Raw genomic sequence first — 17,002 nt, 5'->3', positions numbered from 1 at the left:
AGTAATGGCTATTTTTAATAGACGTGGTTTTATGAAAGCAAGTGGTGTGCTAGTCGGCGCACTGTTATCTGCAGGTCTCATTTCGACCAGTGCTTTTGCAGCAGATTATCCAACAGCTAAAGTAAATACAACTGGATTGGCAGTGACCGATACAGAAGTAACTGTTGGTATTTTACATTCGGCAACAGGTACGATGGCGATTAGTGAAACAGGCTCTATCCAAGCTGAGAAATTAGCAATTGAGCAAATCAATGCCATGGGCGGTATTTTGGGTCGCAAAATTAAAGTGATTCAAGAAGATGGCGCATCTGATTGGCCAACATTTGCTGAAAAAGCAAAAAAATTGTTGGTAAGCGATAAAGTGGCTTCTGTTATGGGTTGCTGGACATCAGCTTCACGTAAAGCGGCTTTGCCAGTGTTTGAAAAAGAAAATGGTTTATTGTTTTACCCAACTTTTTACGAAGGCTTAGAAGAATCTAAAAACGTGTTCTACACAGGTCAAGAGGCAACACAGCAAATTCTTGCTGGTTTAGATTGGATTGCTAAAGAGAAAAAAGCGAAAAAATTCTACCTCATTGGTTCTGACTATATCTGGCCACGTACATCAATGAAAATTGCGCGTAAGCATATTGAGCGTAATTTAAAAGGCACAGTAGTTGGTGAAGAGTATATTGCTTTGGGTGATACACAATTTGGTTCTGTGATTAACAAAATCAAACTGAAAAAACCGGATGTGATTTATGCCGCTGTTGTTGGTGGTTCTAACGTTGCTTGGTTTAAACAGTTGAACGCAGCTGGTTTGAACTCTAAAAAACAAACAATGTTAACTATCTCAGTAACAGAAGATGAAGTGCTTGGTATTGGTGGTGAGAACTTGGAAGGTTTCTACTCAGCAATGAAATATTTCCAATCGCAAACGAATCCTGAAAACGTGAAATTTGTAGCAGCTTTCAAAAAACGTTGGGGTAAAGATGCTGTGATTGGTGATGTGACGCAAGCTGCTTATTTAGGTCCATGGTTGTATAAAGCAGCGGTTGAGCGTGCAGGTAGCTTCGATGTTGACAAAGTACAAGCAGCATTGCCAGGTTATGTGTTTAAAGATGCACCAGAAGGCCCAGTAACTGTTGAGAAAAACCATCACTTAACAACTAAATTGCGTGTTGGTAAATGGAAAAAAGATGGTCAAGCAGAAGTGGTTTACACCTCTGATTACATCAAACCTGATCCATTCCCAAAAGGTTATCAATAGTCTGATGGCTTGATGTAGTGGTTTGTCTGCCGCTACATCAGCTCGCAAACTAAATGTGGTGTGATTGCATTTAGTTTGCTTTTCTAAGGTTGCTTGGCGTGTAAGAGTGATTTTAGAAAAGTAAGAGTTCATATTCGTAATAATGTTTAAAGGGGATTAGTATGTTCGAATACACCGCAGCAGAAATGACAAACATTTTTGTCATGCAAAGTTTTTCCGGCCTCAGCATGTTTAGTGTGTTGTTGCTAATGGCGTTAGGGCTTGCCATTATTTTCGGTCAAATGGGTGTGATTAATATGGCGCATGGTGAGTTTATGACCATTGGTGCTTATACCACTGTCATGTTATCGCAGCTTGCAGAGACTTATGGTGCGGTGAATTACTACTTCATGTTTGCGATTATTTTGTCGTTTTTAATTGCTTTTGCTGTGGGCTACTTTATCGAATTTATTATGATTCGGCATCTCTATAAGCGGCCATTAGATACCTTGTTGGCAACCTGGGGTTTGAGTTTAGTGATGCAACAAATCTTTCGGTCTAGCTTTGGTGCTAAAGAAGTTAGTGCGCATTTGCCAGAATGGTTGTTGGGTTCTTTTGCCCCAACAGAAGCCATTGATATTCCTTTAAACGGTTTGTTTGTGATGGCGCTGGCTGCTGTGGTAACGGGTGGCGTTTATCTCATTATGTTTCGTTCACGCTGGGGTTTAAATATGCGAGCTACCGTTCAAAACCGCACAATGGCAGGCTCTGTGGGCATTAATACTAAAAGAGTCGATCGTATGACTTATGCCTTAGGTTGCGGTATTGCAGGTATTGCAGGTGCTGCCTTTACCACGATTGCTTCAACTGGCCCTACCAGTGGCTCGCTGTATATCGTAGATAGTTTTATGGTGGTGGTATTTGGTGGCGCTGCTAGTTTAGTCGGTACTATTGCCTCTGCCTTTGGTATTGCACAAGCACAATCAATTTTACAGTTTTTCCTCAGTAGCTCGATGGGCAAGATGGCCACATTATTGTTCATTGTTGCTGTATTGATGGTAAAACCAGAAGGTCTGTTTGCTTCTAAACTGCGTAAGTAATGTGATTAGTCACGGCGCTTATTGACTGCGTTGTGACTGATATTAAGTATTAAACATCAGGTTTTAAACAATAGTTAAGTAATTTTAAGGAGAGTTTGTATGAACACAATAGCAAACAGATTGTTTGGCGGTAAGGAGGGCACGCTGGGATTAATTGTTCTAGCCGCACTCATTTTGATAGTGCTGCCCTTAGGGTTGGATGTGTTCCGTCTCAATTTAGCAGGCAAGTATCTGACTTATGCTTTTGTTGCAGTGAGCTTGGTGTTGCTATGGGGTAATGGGGGTATTTTAAGTTTGGGTCAAGGTATTTTCTTTGGTTTGGGTGGTTATGCCATGGCGATGTTCATGAAGTTAGAGGCATCCGATCCCGTTGCCACTGCGATTCAGACTACGCCAGGTATTCCAGATTTTATGGATTGGAACCAATTAACTGCACTACCCACTTTTTGGTTGCCGTTCCAGAGTTTAACGCTGACGATTATTGCTATTCTTGTTGTGCCTACCGTGTTTGCTTACATTATTGGTTACGCCATGTTTAAGCGGCGTGTTGGTGGTGTTTACTTTGCGATTATTACGCAAGCGATTGCCTTGATTTTAACGATTTTGATTGTTGGACAACAAGGCTATACCGGTGGTGTGAACGGGATTACTGACCTTAAAACAGTGTTGGGTTGGGATACCAGAACCGATACAGCTAAATACATTTTGTATTATCTAAATGCGGTATTGTTGTTTGGGGTGATATTTCTTTCACGTTATATTTTGACTAGCAAGTTTGGCATGATTTTATTAGCCATGCGCGATAAAGAGGAACGCGTTCGTTTTTCTGGCTATGATGTTTCAAATTACAAAATATTTGTATTTTGTCTAGCAGCCGCTATTTCTGCCATTGGTGGTGCCATGTTTACCTTGCAGGTAGGTTTTATGTCAGCGTCTTTTATTGGCATTGTGCCTTCGATTGAAATGGTTATTTTCTGTGCCGTTGGCGGTAGAGCCTCGTTGATTGGTGCGATATACGGCACCTTGCTGGTCAACTACGGTAAGACCTTTTTCTCTGAAACGTATCCAGAACTTTGGTTATTTTTAATGGGCGGTTTATTCATTGCTGTGGTGATGTTTTTCCCTGATGGTTTGGCTGGTATTTATAACAAAAATAAACATAAGCTTAAATTTTTGAGTAAATTTATCGCGGCGGAGCCAACATCTGCTGAAATTAAAGGAGCAAAAGCATGAGTGCGAATACAGATTTTGTGTTGGCGATTGAGGATTTAACAGTCTCATTCGATGGGTTTAAAGCAGTCGATGCTTTGAATATGTATATCGACCAGAATGAATTGCGGGTGGTGATTGGGCCTAATGGTGCTGGTAAAACAACGGTGTTAGATTTGATTTGTGGTAAAACAAAATCAACGGCGGGTAGTATTAAGTTTTTGAACAAAGAGCTGACCGATATGGCGGAGCATGAAATTGTGCGTGCCGGGGTTGGTCGCAAATTTCAAACGCCGTCTATTTATGAAAACTTGACTGTAGATCAAAACTTAGAAATTTCTTACCCAAGAGGTAGGAATGTCTTGAAAAGCTTAACATTTAAGCGCACTGAAGCGGTTGATGCACAGGTGAAAAAAATTGCTGCAGAAATTATGCTCACTGATTTTTTACAAATGGAAGCGGCTTTATTAAGTCACGGTCAAAAGCAATGGTTGGAAATAGGCATGTTATTGATGCAAGACCCTAAATTGCTCATGTTAGATGAGCCTGTTGCCGGCATGAGTGCTAAAGAGCGTGATGACACGGCAGAATTGTTGCGCAAGATTTCAGCTAATCGTTCGGTGCTTGTGATTGAACATGATATGGATTTTGTGAAAAAAATTGCAGATAAAGTCACTGTGTTACACCAAGGCAAAATTTTAGCTGAAGGTTCAATGGAAAAAGTGCAAGCAGACGAAAAAGTCATTGAGGTTTATTTAGGCCATTAACGAAAGTTGTCAGGAGATTAAAGATGATTGAAATAGAAGATCTACACGTTAGTTATGGTCAAAGTGAAGTGATTCATGGCCTTAATTTTAAAGCAGAAAAGAACGAAACCTTGGCCATTATGGGCCGTAACGGTATGGGAAAAACGACGCTGTTTAAATCGCTAATGGGCATTTTGCCAAGCAAAGCGACTAAAGCAACGGTTGATGGCGTTAGTGTGCAAGGTGACGAAAGTTATATGCGCGTGAATAAAGGATTGGCTTATGTGCCGCAAGGCCGCATGATTTTTCCTGCGATGACGGTACAAGAAAATATTGAAACAGGATTAAGTAAATCTGAAACGGGAGAAATTCCAGAAGATATTTATGCGCTGTTTCCTGTATTATTTGATATGCGTAAACGCAAAGGCGGTAATTTATCTGGTGGGCAACAACAGCAATTGGCGATTGCACGTGCATTAGTGACCAATCCAAAAGTGTTGTTACTGGATGAGCCGACAGAAGGTATTCAGCCTTCAATTATTAAAGATATTGCAAAAGTATTAAATGAGATTCGTAAAATGCGTGAAATTACGATTATTGTTTCTGAGCAAGTATTGAGTTTCACAATGGAAGTAGCCGATCGCATTATTGTGATTGATAAAGGCAAGTTTATTCATGAGGATTTGCGCGAGAATGTGGATGCTAAAAAGATTAAAGGGTATTTGTCAGTTTGATGATATGCATGTAAATGATGCATGATGGTTTTATCGTTGTAGCGGGCCAACCAGCGCTTAATCATTCCCTTATTCAGACTCCTATTAAGCGCTGGGAAGCACGTTTAGATTTAGATTTTAGTGTCTCTAGCGGACGCAGTTATTTAGCTAAAAAATGTCATGTTGGCCCTTTGGTCTTACAAAAAACCTTGCATCCTGAGGGTGAAGCGGTGTGCCATGGCGTGGTGATACATCTGCCAGGAGGTGTTGCTGGTGGCGATGAATTAACATTGAATGTTCGTTTGGCCGCAAATGCCAAAGCGCTGCTGACTACCCCAGGTGCAGGAAAGTGGTACAAAGCAAATGGGCCATTAGCACAACAACATTTGCAGTTTGATTTACAAGATAACGCTTGTTTTGAATGGTTGCCGCAAGAAAATATTTTGTTTGATGGATCAAAAGTGCGCCTTTCAGCCACTGTTAATCTGGCACCAACAGCCAAATATGCGGCTTGGGAAATACTCTGTTTGGGACGGCAAGCGCAACATGAGCAATGGCGCACGGGTGAGATGCAACAGCTGTTAACAATTCGTCGTAATAATGAATTGATATGGAATGAGCGTGCATTTTTTGCACCAACACAACGCATCGTTAAATCCATGATTGGTTTGCATGGCAATGTAGTGAGTGCTAGTTTTGTGATTGCTGCAGGTCAGGTGCCCTCAGCTGTGTTGGATGCTTGTAGAATGATCAAGCCAACTTTTGAGTTAGATTGTTCGGCACAGTATGGCGTAACAGCATTACCAGCAATATTTGCAGCGCGATATGTTGGACAATCTTCACAAAGTGCAAAACACTATTTTGAAATGCTTTGGCAACAGTTGCGACCTTGGTATGCTGAGCGTAAAGTGGTCAGGCCCAGAATTTGGAATACTTAGTTTTGAATAAAAGTGAAGAGTAGATAATATGGAATTAACCCCAAGGGAAAAAGATAAATTACTCATTTTTACTGCTGGATTGTTGGCAGAACGACGTAAACAGCGCGGCCTAAAACTCAATTATCCAGAAACGATTGCTTATATCTCTGCCGCTATTATGGAGGGTGCTCGCGACGGTCGGACAGTGGCAGAACTCATGAGTTATGGCGCCACTTTGCTCACGCGTGACGATGTAATGGAAGGCATTGCCGAGATGATTCCAGATATACAAATTGAGGCTACGTTTCCTGATGGCACAAAATTAGTCACAGTGCATCACCCTATTCCCTAAATAATGATTAGCCTATTCGCATACAGGGTTGCTTATCAAAAAAGTGCGCTTTACTTAATGCCTATAGGCTGCGTTGGGGGTTTTATGGGTGCGTTCCATCGACTTATTACAAATGCGCCTAGTAAGATTAGCGAAGCGCTATGCGGGCTTGTCTGGCCTAATGCTGATCATTTTTTCTTAGAGAGGTAGTGATGATTCCAGGTGAAATGAAAATTGATGCGGGCGAAATTACGCTAAACGAGGGGCGTGAAACAGTCACTTTGCATGTGTCAAACAAAGGTGATAGACCCATCCAAATTGGCTCGCATTATCATTTTTTTGAAGTGAATGAGGCGCTGGTGTTTGATAGGCAAATCGCTTATGGGTTTAGATTGAATATTGCTTCTGGCACTGCTGTGCGTTTTGAGCCAGGGCAAACGCGGACGGTACAATTAGTTGCCTTAGCAGGTGACAGAAAAGTGTATGGTTTTGCCGCAAAGGTCATGGGGAGCCTTTAGATGATGACTAAAAAGGATGCGTTAACAATAGATAAGCAGGCTTATGCTGAGATGTTTGGCCCAACGGTGGGTGACCGCGTTAGATTGGCTGATACTGAATTATGGATAGAGGTTGAAAAAGACCTGACCACGTATGGGGAAGAGGTTAAGTTTGGGGGCGGTAAAGTAATTCGGGATGGCATGGGTCAGGGGCAGCGTGTTTCAGCTGATGTAGCGGATACGGTTATTACCAATGCGCTGATTGTGGATCACTGGGGCATTATTAAGGCCGATATTGGTATTAAAGGCGGTTATATTTCAGCCATTGGAAAAGCAGGTAATCTTGATATTCAACCGAATGTGGATATTGCGATTGGTGCTGGTACTGAAGTGATTGCAGGCGAAGGCATGATAGTGACTGCAGGTGGCATTGATAGCCATATCCATTTTATTTGTCCGCAACAAATTGAAGAGGCACTTATGTCTGGCGTGACGACCATGCTGGGTGGTGGCACAGGGCCAGCGACAGGCACTTTTGCAACGACGTGTACGCCAGGCCCTTGGCATATTCATAAAATGTTGCAAGCAGCAGATGCTTTTCCGATGAATTTAGGTTTTTTGGGCAAAGGCAATGTCAGCTTGCCTGAGCCGATTCGAGAGCAAGTAGAGGCCGGTGTCATTGGTTTAAAGCTGCATGAAGACTGGGGAACAACGCCAGCTGCCATTGATAATTGTTTAACGGTGGCTGAAGAGATGGATGTGCAAGTGGCGATTCATAGTGACACGTTAAATGAGTCTGGCTTTGTGGAGACAACCATAGGCGCATTTAAGGGCCGCACTATTCATACTTTTCATACCGAAGGCGCTGGTGGCGGGCACGCGCCAGATATTATTAAAGCAGCAGGCTACCCTAATGTCTTGCCATCTTCGACCAATCCAACCAGACCTTTTACGATTAATACCATTGATGAGCATTTAGATATGCTGATGGTATGCCACCATTTAGACCCTGCAATTGCAGAAGATATTGCGTTTGCTGAGAGCCGCATTCGGCGTGAAACCATTGCAGCAGAAGATATTTTTCATGATTTGGGTGCTTTTTCGATGATGTCATCAGACTCACAAGCCATGGGCCGCGTGGGTGAAGTGATTATTCGTACTTGGCAAACAGCGCATAAAATGAAAGTGCAACGCGGCGCTCTGGAAGAGGACAGTGAGCGCAATGATAATTTTAGAGTGAAGCGCTATATTGCTAAATACACGATTAATCCAGCACTTACCCATGGTATCTCGCATGTGGTTGGTTCTATTGAGGTTGGAAAATTAGCAGATTTAGTGATTTGGCACCCCGCTTTTTTTGGGGTGAAGCCATCGACTATTTTAAAAGGCGGCATGATTGCCGCAGCAGCGATGGGGGATCCTAATGCTTCTATTCCAACGCCACAACCCGTGCATTATCGCAATATGTTTGGCGCTTACGGTGGCGCATTAAAAACGTCTGTCACTTTTGTATCGCAAGCGGCATTAAGCAATCCAGCAGTGGCAGCGTTGGGTTTGCAAAAACCATTAGTTGCAGTGAAAGGTACGCGCGATGTGAAGAAAAAAGACATGGTACATAACACGTGGATGCCCAATATTGAGGTCGATCCTGAGACGTATCGTGTGTTGGCAGATGGGATGGATTTGATTTGCGAGCCTGCGACTGAATTACCAATGGCACAACGTTATTTTTTATTTTAATTGTTTATGTTAACAATCACCCAACGCATATCGGTTGCCCATAAAATAGATGAGTATATTGAGCTACCTTTTTTATTAAGGCAAAAAAGTCGTTTGAGAGTCATCACCCAATCTGGGCTAGAGGCTGGCTTATTTTTAGACCGCGGTATTATTTTGCGGGGCGGTGATTTAGTGCAATCAGTCGATGGTTTGGTGATACAAATTATCGCGGCACAAGAGCCTGTTTACGATGTGACCGCAAGCACCCCGCAAGCCTTAATGTGTGCTGCTTATCACTTAGGCAATCGTCATGTGCCTTTACAAGTAGGTGATGGTTGGTTGCGCTTAGAGCAAGATCATGTCTTGAAAGCAATGTTGCTTGGTTTAGGGATGGAAGTGGTTGAGAAAAATGCGCCATTTGAGCCAGAAGCAGGTGCTTATGGGGGCGGGCATCGTCACGGCAGTGATGACGATCATATCGTTAATTTGCGTGCACCAAAAAGGCGGCAACGTGGATAGCCAATTGGCATTAAGTCGATTACTGCAACTGGCGAGCCCTATGCTGCCCGTTGGTGCTTATAGCTATTCTCAAGGGTTGGAATGGGGAATAGAGTATGGCGACGTCAAAGATGAAGCGACAGCCAAGGCTTGGATTAGTGACGTATTGCATGTATATCAAGCAAATTTTGAGCTACCTATCGTTTATCGACTTTACCAAGCATGGTCAAATAACGACACCCAAGCGCTACATGAATGGGATGATTTTTATCAAGCAGGTCGCGATACGGCAGAAGCGCTTGCTGAAACCCGCCAGATGGGCTATTCCTTGTGTCGCTTGTTGAATGATTTACATGAATTACCAGCAGATTTTTTGGCGCAAGTGAATCAATTTAAGCAACCAGCATTTAGCACCATTTATGCAGGCGTGGCGCAAGTGTGGCAAATTCCAGCGCAAGATGTCTTACATGGCTATGCTTGGGGATGGCTGGAAAATCAAGTCAGTGCTGCCATGAAAGCGGTGCCATTAGGTCAAGTGGCTGGGCAGAAAATTGTATCTGCTTTGGGACAAGAGTTGGTGCAGGTTGTAGCGCAAGCGATGACGCTAAAAGACAGTGAAATCAGCAATTTTAACCCTTTGTTAACAATTGCCGGTTGCCGACATGAGACGCAATATAGTCGACTTTTTCGTTCTTAACAATAATTGCTTACAGTCTTAAATTGAATAGCATACTTAAATAAATAGATGAGATGACAATGACAACAGCAGCATTAAAACAAACAGCAACAGATATTGCCACGCAAAAAGAACCTTTACGCGTTGGTATTGGTGGTCCAGTTGGTTCAGGCAAAACAGCGTTAACGCTAGCCCTCTGTAAACGGTTGAGAGAAACCTATAACCTGGCGGTGGTAACCAATGATATTTATACCAAAGAAGATGCACAATTTTTGACAAAAAATGAAGCGTTAATGCCTGATCGTATTATTGGCGTAGAAACAGGTGGCTGCCCACATACTGCCATTCGTGAAGATGCTTCGATGAACTTGGAGGCAGTTGCACAATTAAGTGCGCGCTTTGCACCGTTGGATATTATTTTTATTGAAAGTGGTGGAGATAACTTAGCCGCAACTTTTAGCCCAGAACTATCCGATTTGACGATTTATGTGATTGATGTTTCAGCTGGGGAAAAGATTCCACGCAAAGGTGGACCTGGTATTACCAAGTCAGATTTATTGGTGATTAACAAAATTGATTTAGCACCAATGGTTGGCGCGTCTTTAACCGTGATGGATGAAGACGCAAAACGGATGCGTGGTGAGCGGCCATTCATTTTTAGCAACTTAAAAGTGAATCAAGGCCTAGAAGAGATTGTGCAGTTTATTGAAAAACAAGGTTTAATGCTTTAAGGGGATATCATGAAAAAACAATTAATCGCTGCTATTGCAACTTCACTTTTTTCAACATGCATTGTTGCCCATCCAGAGCATGGTTTGGTTAATGCGTATGCTGGGTTTATGCACCCATTCATGGGGTTGGATCACTTACTCATGATGTTAGCAGTTGGTTTTTGGGCAGCAAAACTAACAGGCCGGCTACGCTGGCAATTGCCCATGACATTTATTGGTTTTATGGCAGTAGGCGCTAGTCTTGGTTTGATGGGGTTTGCGGTTGCAGGGGTAGAAACGGCTATCGCAGCCAGTATGATGGTGATGGCTGTTTTGCTTGCGATGCGTTTGCCCATATCGCCCATTGGGCGCATTGGTATTATTGCCATTTTTGCAACTCTGCATGGATTGGCGCATGGCCTTGAATTAGGCGCAACACAACACACGTTATTGCAAGAGTCTGGTGTGCAAACGGTGGGTGTTTTGTTCGGTATTTTAGTGGCAACTGCCTTGTTACACGGGCTTGGTTTTGTTGCTGGTATACAGCGCCATCTAGTGACAAAATGGACAAACACAGGTTTGGTTATCGTGATGTTTGTTGCGGGCGGATTTTTACTGATCAATTAAACCAAGCTTTACAATCAACAAGATAGTTGTTTTAGCCAATCTCTGCAAAGGGGATTGGCTTTTTTGTGCTTATTGCATTTGCCTTATACGCAAAATTACGTACATCTTTACAAAGTTTAATTAATTAAAATACAAATGGGATACTTTTAAATTTTCAAAGGTACAATGATTGCTTGTTAACATTTCCCTCATATTAATAAATGCTATGGAATCTTTGAATTGACAACCGACAGTCTAGATTTACCTGTAGCAGGTAACACGAATGCAACCCAGCGAATTGTCAAAATTCGACGTGATTATAATACTTGGGTTGCTAATGAATCGATAGAAGATTATGCCTTGCGGTTTACCCCACGGTCGTTTCGTAAGTGGTCTATTTTTCGTGTCTCGAATACGGCATTAAGTGCAATATCATTTCTTGTATTAGAGGCAATTGGCGGCACGATAGCTGTTAATTACGGCATGATCAATGCATTATGGGCGATATTAGCGGTAGGTGTGATTATCTTTTTTACTGCTTTGCCAATTAGTTTTTATGCTGCCAAACATGGATTAGATATGGATTTGCTCACACGCGGATCCAGTTTTGGATATATTGGCTCCACCATTTCTTCGTTTATCTACGCATCCTTTACCTTTATTTTATTTGCGCTTGAAGCCGCGATTATGGCTTATGCCTTAGAGCTTTATTTTGGCTTGCCTTTGTATATTGGTTATTTAGTCAGTGCATTGGTGATTATTCCATTGGTGATTCATGGTGTGACTTTAATCAATCGGATTCAGATGTTTTCTCAGCCAATATGGATGCTATTAATGAGCTTGCCATTTATTGCCGTGCTTTATGAAGATCCACTGGTGATTGCACGTATGATGGAATTTGCGGGTATTAGCGGTGAGCGGGGTGATTTTAATTTACTCTTGTTTGGCGCAGCGACGGCGGTTGGGATTGCGCTCATTCCTCAAATTGGCGAGCAAGTTGATATTTTGCGCTTTATGCCAGAAAAAACGCCAGAAAATCGCTGGCGCTGGAATCTAGGCGTATTGATGGCAGGGCCCGGTTGGATTTTTATGGGCATGCTCAAAATGGTAGCGGGTGTGCTATTGGCTTATTTGGTTATTCAAAGTGATATGTCCTACTTAGAGGCAGTTAATCCAACGCATATGTATCTCGTTGGTTTTGGCTATGTATTTAGTTCAAAAGAGCTTGCACTGGCGGTGACGACATTATTTGTTGTTATTTCTCAGGTGAAAATTAATATGACCAATGCTTATGCAGGCTCCCTTGCTTGGTCAAACTTTTTTGCACGTTTAACACACAGTCATCCAGGCCGTGTGGTTTGGGTGGTATTTAACGCCATCATCGCTATTATTTTGATGGAGTTGGACGTGTTCCATGTGCTTGAAGAAGTGCTTGGTTTTTACTCAAATATTGCAATTGCATGGATAGCGGCAGTGGTTGCAGATTTGGTGATTAATAAGCCATTAGGTTTAAGTCCTCCAGGTATTGAGTTTAGGCGTGCTTATTTATATGACATCAATCCTGTTGGTGTTGGCACGATGTTGATTGCCTCGTTATTATCCATTTCTGCTTTTGCTGGTGTTTTTGGTGCGGAAGCGAAGGCGTTTTCGGTGTTTATTGCACTGGGCAGTGCTTTCGTTATTTCGCCGTTTATCGCATGGCTGACCAAAGGAAAATATTATATAGCGCGCAAACCTTATGTGTTCTCAGCAACACAACGCGTGCAGAAGTGTGTGCTGTGTGAGAAAGAATATGAAACAGATGATATGGCAAATTGCCCAGCCTATCAGGGATTTATTTGCTCATTATGCTGTTGTTTAGATGCGCGTTGTAATGATGCATGTAAGCCAAAAGCACGCTTATCTAGTCAATGGTTAGATGCCATTAGATTTGTATTACCAAGATGGGTGTGGCCCTATCTAAAAGGCGGTGTTGCGCATTACTTATTATTGATGTTTATTGCGCTGGCATTTTTTGGCGTCATGTTAGGTTTGATTTACTCGCATGAAATATCGACTTTAGGCAATTTATCATCAACCTTACTGCCCTATATTAAAGCAGGCTATTTAAAGGTGTTTGCGGCGCTTGTTTTTGCCAGTGGCATTATCGCTTGGTGGTTGGTGCTGACTACAGAATCCAGACGTGTGGCACAAGAAGAATCAAATCGACAAACAGGCTTGCTCATGCGTGAAATTGCTTTACATAAACAAACCGATGCTGAATTGCAATTAGCGCGATATTTGGCCGATCAAGCTAACCAAGCAAAAAGTCGTTATATTACGGGTATTAGTCATGAGCTAAGAACGCCACTGAATAGCATACTGGGCTACGCCCAGTTGTTGGATAATGATAAAACAATCCCTAACAATCGCAAGCAGGCAATCCGAGTGATACGCCGTAGCGGTGAGCATTTACTCTCTCTGATTGAGGGCACTTTAGATATTGCACGAATCGAAAGTGGCAAATTAACGTTTGAAAATAAATTGGTTAATTTTCCCGAATTTATTAATCAAATTGTGAGCATGTTTGAGTTGCAAGCCCGCAATAAAGGATTGGAATTTAAATTCGAAACGCAGGGCGAGTTACCAGCTGTTGTTAAAACAGATCAAAAACGGCTGACGCAAATTTTGATTAATATTTTAGGCAATGCCCTCAAATTTACGCAATCAGGCGCGATAACATTCCGCGTCAGATACGCACGTGAACTGGCCCATATTGAAATTCAAGATACAGGACCCGGTATTGCAGAATCGGAATACTATAAAATATTTGAGCCGTTTTCACGCGGCACAGCTGCCAATCAGATTAATGTTGGTGGTACTGGATTGGGGTTGACCATTAGCAAATTACTAACCGAGTTAATGGGCGGTGAGCTAACCTTTACGAGTAAGCTTGGTGTCGGCACTACTTTTAAAATTAATTTATTTTTACCACAAAGCGATCGTGGCGATAAAAATGTATCCGTGATTTATACGTCTAGAGTAGGCTATCAGGGTCAAAAACGTAAAATACTGGTTGTTGATAATGAAGAAGTTGATCGAGAACTACTGATCAATATTTTGGAGCCGCTTGGATTTGAAATGGCACAGGCAGCAAATGGACAAGAATGTTTAGATGTGTATCAAGTATTTAAACCCGATCTGATTCTAATGGACTTGGCGATGCCTGTGATGGATGGTTGGGAAGCTTCTTATATTATCCGTAAAATACATCAGTCAAACACGGTAATTGGTATTGTGTCTGCTAACGCGTATGATAAAAATCTAGACAATTCGGCTGGCATAGACTCCAATGATTTTATTGTCAAACCAGTTAGTGTGGAAGAGTTGTTAGATTGGATTGGACAAAGACTATCGCTCACATGGGTAAGCAGTGAAATGGATGTTGCAGATAAGTTGAGTGGTATTGTGGACCAAAATCTGCATACATTGACTGCGCAGGAGATGGCGCTTCCGCCAAAAGAAATGCTTAGCGAGTTATTGGCGCTGATAGAGATTGGCTATGTAAAAGGAGTGAATAATAAGCTCGATCTAATGCTGCAAGCAGATGCACGATATTTGGTATTTGTAGAGCATATGCGGCTATTATCTAGTCAGTTTGAAATTGAGAAAATGAAATTATTTTTACAAGAAATCACCACATGATTCAGCCTATTCAAACCCAATCTTTAGTGGTACTGATTGTTGATGATGTGCCAGACAATGTTGCCGTTCTTCACGATGCGTTAGATGAATCTGGCTATACCGTGCTGGTGGCAAACAATGGGCAATGTGCATTAGAGGTTGCAACGAAAGCAGAGCCCGATGTTATTTTATTGGATGCAATGATGCCTGGCATGGATGGATTTGAAGTGTGTCGAAAATTGAAAGCCAATAATCAAACCAGTCAAATTCCTGTTATTTTTATGACAGGTTTAACCGAATCAGAACATGTGGTTGCCGCATTTAAAGCGGGTGGTACTGACTACGTTACCAAACCAGTGCGTGTTAACGAAGTGTTGGTCAGAATGATGACCCACATGCAAACATCGCGTCAAGTGCATGAAGCCAGAAGTGTTTTGGATGCGTTTGGGCAGGCGGCGATTGCCATCACGCCACAAAATGGCAAAATTGTTTGGCAAACGCCACTTGCTCGTGATTGGATGAACAGCTATTTTCTGGATGAAAATGGCTTATCTGAAGTGGCTGAAGCCAACACCCCATCAAAAATCATTGAGTGGGTTACAACCGCATATCAACTGGATAAATCAGGCAACACCTTAGAACCACTGAGCATTATTCAAAGCGCAAAGCGACTGATATTAAGCCCTGCCGATATGACGACTGAAGAGCAGTGGATGATTGTGTTGCAAGAAGAATCAGACGTGGCACAGATTGAGGCGCTCATGGCTATCTTTAAGCTTACTAAGCGCGAGTCAGAAGTGCTTTATTGGACGACTAAAGGTAAAACCAGCCGTGATATTGGCGACATTTTAGGCTCGAGCTCTCGTACAGTAAACAAGCACTTAGAGCATGTGTTTATTAAGCTTGGTGTTGAAACCAGAACAGCCGCCGCTTCTTTGGCTATCTCAAAATTGAGAATAAAGTAGCCAGTTAAACAATTATCCGCGTGACTTAACGCTTGCGTGTTATCAATGCCAAACTGATTAAATTGTGTAGTATGCTATTGATTATCAAGTAAACTCGATGCGTTAAGCCTATACAATGAAAATTCAAGATTTACAGACTACCTTGCATAATATGGTAGCGAAATTAGACACTATTTTCTCGCAGGTGGAAACCTACAGCCAAATTGGACTGATTATTGCAACTTATATTGTTGCCTATTTCGTGACCCGTCAATTGCGGCGTTATATTCCTTTTTTAAATAACAATACATCAAACAATCATGCGCCAACCGGCTTTGATGTGGCTGGTAAGTTATTGTTTCCAGTGATAGCGATTGTGTTACTAAGAATGTTGGTTGAGTTCAGCCAATACATTATTCACGATAGTTGGGTGATGCAAGTGGCGTTAGCGATAGCCATTTTATTATTGGCGAACACCACAATTAATATGTTGGTAAGGCAGCCTATTTTAATACTTGCTTTCCGCTGGGTTGGCATGCCAATACTCTTCTTTCATTTTGTTGGTATTTTGGATCATGTCATTAAGGTGTTGGATGCCATGGCGATTCAGGTTGGTGATATCAGACTGTCTGTGTATGGTTTCTTACGTCTATTTGTATTTGGCTCAATATTATTTTGGTTAGGCCGATTGTCAAACAGAACTGGGCAAAATATGATTCGCAACCACGAATCATTGGATATAAAAACCAAAGAGCTACTGGCTAAGCTATATGAAATCATTCTGATTTTTATCGTTGTATTATTGCTCTTAAAATTGATGGGCATTAATTTAACTGCTTTAGCTGTTTTTGGTGGAGCCCTTGGTGTGGGGCTAGGCTTTGGTTTACAAGCCATTGCTTCTAATTTTATCTCCGGTGTGATTATCATTTTGGATAAATCAATCACGGTTGGCGACCATGTAGAATTAGAGGATGGCAAATCTGGTTTAGTTACACAGCTAAACATGCGCTCAACAACGCTAGAAACATTCGATGGTAAAGATATTGTGGTGCCGAACGAAAAGTTTATCACATGCACTTTTACCAATTGGACACATAAAAACAAAAAGCAACGTTACCGTGTTGATTTTTCAGTGTCATATAAAACCGATGTACGCAGTATGGTGGAATTGATTAAAACCGCAGTAGCAAAACATCCCCAGGTGCTGAGTGGTGAAGGCTACCCTATTGAAGAGCAACCAGATTGCGAAATTGATCACTTTGGCGATAATGGTATTCATATGTTTGTTGAGTTTTGGATGGAAGGCATTGATGATGGTAAAAATCGCGTTGGGGGTGATTTATATTTAATCATTCTCGAAACCTTGCAACAACATCATATAGAGATTCCGTTCCCACAGCGTGATGTGCGGATTATTGATGCAGACAATCAACAACAAAACTAGC

At 42.0% G+C, this 17,002-nt stretch carries 16 protein-coding genes; all 16 read left to right on the top strand.

All coding sequences use genetic code 11. From position 1 onward, the window contains the following. Positions 1-4 precede the first annotated feature (4 nt). The 16 genes from urtA to KFB94_05310 all read left to right on the top strand — a co-directional run bounded on the left by urtA (position 5) and on the right by KFB94_05310 (position 17,001). Positions 5-1,249, top strand: a complete 1,245-nt coding sequence (gene urtA, locus KFB94_05385) for an urea ABC transporter substrate-binding protein (GenBank protein QVL44750.1) — start codon at positions 5-7, stop codon at positions 1,247-1,249. 161 nt (positions 1,250-1,410) lie between these two features. Continuing rightward, positions 1,411-2,328 (top strand): urea ABC transporter permease subunit UrtB, encoded by a 918-nt coding sequence (gene urtB / locus KFB94_05380; GenBank protein QVL44749.1) that lies wholly within the window; start codon positions 1,411-1,413, stop codon positions 2,326-2,328. 99 nt (positions 2,329-2,427) lie between these two features. After that, positions 2,428-3,561, top strand: coding sequence for an urea ABC transporter permease subunit UrtC (urtC, locus tag KFB94_05375; GenBank protein ID QVL44748.1), 1,134 nt, complete (start codon positions 2,428-2,430; stop codon positions 3,559-3,561). After that, positions 3,558-4,304: an urea ABC transporter ATP-binding protein UrtD gene (urtD, locus tag KFB94_05370; protein QVL44747.1), complete on the top strand. Its 747-nt coding sequence runs from the start codon at positions 3,558-3,560 to the stop codon at positions 4,302-4,304. Before urtC ends, urtD begins: the two co-directional genes overlap by 4 nt. Before the next feature lie 23 nt (positions 4,305-4,327). Next, entirely contained in the window at positions 4,328-5,017 is a 690-nt protein-coding gene (urtE, locus tag KFB94_05365; GenBank protein QVL44746.1) for an urea ABC transporter ATP-binding subunit UrtE, read from the top strand. A gap of 17 nt (positions 5,018-5,034) precedes the next feature. Continuing rightward, positions 5,035-5,934 carry an urease accessory protein UreD gene (locus tag KFB94_05360; GenBank protein ID QVL46579.1) on the top strand — a complete coding sequence of 300 codons (900 nt, stop codon included), beginning with the start codon at positions 5,035-5,037 and terminating at the stop codon, positions 5,932-5,934. Between the two features lie 28 nt (positions 5,935-5,962). Beyond that, complete coding sequence (ureA, locus tag KFB94_05355; protein QVL44745.1) at positions 5,963-6,265, top strand: urease subunit gamma; 303 nt, start codon at positions 5,963-5,965, stop codon at positions 6,263-6,265. 191 nt (positions 6,266-6,456) lie between these two features. Continuing rightward, positions 6,457-6,762, top strand: a complete 306-nt coding sequence (locus KFB94_05350) for an urease subunit beta (GenBank protein QVL44744.1) — start codon at positions 6,457-6,459, stop codon at positions 6,760-6,762. 3 nt (positions 6,763-6,765) lie between these two features. Then, on the top strand, positions 6,766-8,481 hold the full coding sequence (ureC, locus tag KFB94_05345; protein ID QVL46578.1) for an urease subunit alpha: 1,716 nt from the start codon (positions 6,766-6,768) through the stop codon (positions 8,479-8,481). A gap of 6 nt (positions 8,482-8,487) precedes the next feature. Next, positions 8,488-8,979 carry an urease accessory protein UreE gene (gene ureE, locus KFB94_05340; protein QVL44743.1) on the top strand — a complete coding sequence of 164 codons (492 nt, stop codon included), beginning with the start codon at positions 8,488-8,490 and terminating at the stop codon, positions 8,977-8,979. Further along, positions 8,927-9,655: an urease accessory protein UreF gene (locus KFB94_05335; GenBank protein QVL46577.1), complete on the top strand. Its 729-nt coding sequence runs from the start codon at positions 8,927-8,929 to the stop codon at positions 9,653-9,655. Before ureE ends, KFB94_05335 begins: the two co-directional genes overlap by 53 nt. Before the next feature lie 59 nt (positions 9,656-9,714). Then, complete coding sequence (gene ureG / locus KFB94_05330) at positions 9,715-10,365, top strand: urease accessory protein UreG (GenBank protein ID QVL44742.1); 651 nt, start codon at positions 9,715-9,717, stop codon at positions 10,363-10,365. Positions 10,366-10,374: 9 nt separating this feature from the next. Beyond that, entirely contained in the window at positions 10,375-10,971 is a 597-nt protein-coding gene (locus KFB94_05325; protein QVL44741.1) for a HupE/UreJ family protein, read from the top strand. 219 nt (positions 10,972-11,190) lie between these two features. Beyond that, positions 11,191-14,634 (top strand): response regulator, encoded by a 3,444-nt coding sequence (locus tag KFB94_05320; protein QVL44740.1) that lies wholly within the window; start codon positions 11,191-11,193, stop codon positions 14,632-14,634. After that, a complete protein-coding gene (locus KFB94_05315; GenBank protein ID QVL44739.1) occupies positions 14,631-15,578 on the top strand; it encodes a response regulator transcription factor in 948 nt (315 codons plus the stop codon). Before KFB94_05320 ends, KFB94_05315 begins: the two co-directional genes overlap by 4 nt. A gap of 115 nt (positions 15,579-15,693) precedes the next feature. After that, a complete protein-coding gene (locus KFB94_05310) occupies positions 15,694-17,001 on the top strand; it encodes a mechanosensitive ion channel (GenBank protein ID QVL44738.1) in 1,308 nt (435 codons plus the stop codon). Position 17,002: the final 1 nt, after the last annotated feature.

Source organism: Methylophilaceae bacterium, from assembly GCA_018398995.1.
Classification (GTDB): Bacteria; Pseudomonadota; Gammaproteobacteria; order Burkholderiales; family Methylophilaceae.
Note: the sequence above shows the minus strand (reverse complement) of the source record. Positions and strands in the feature narration are given on the sequence as shown.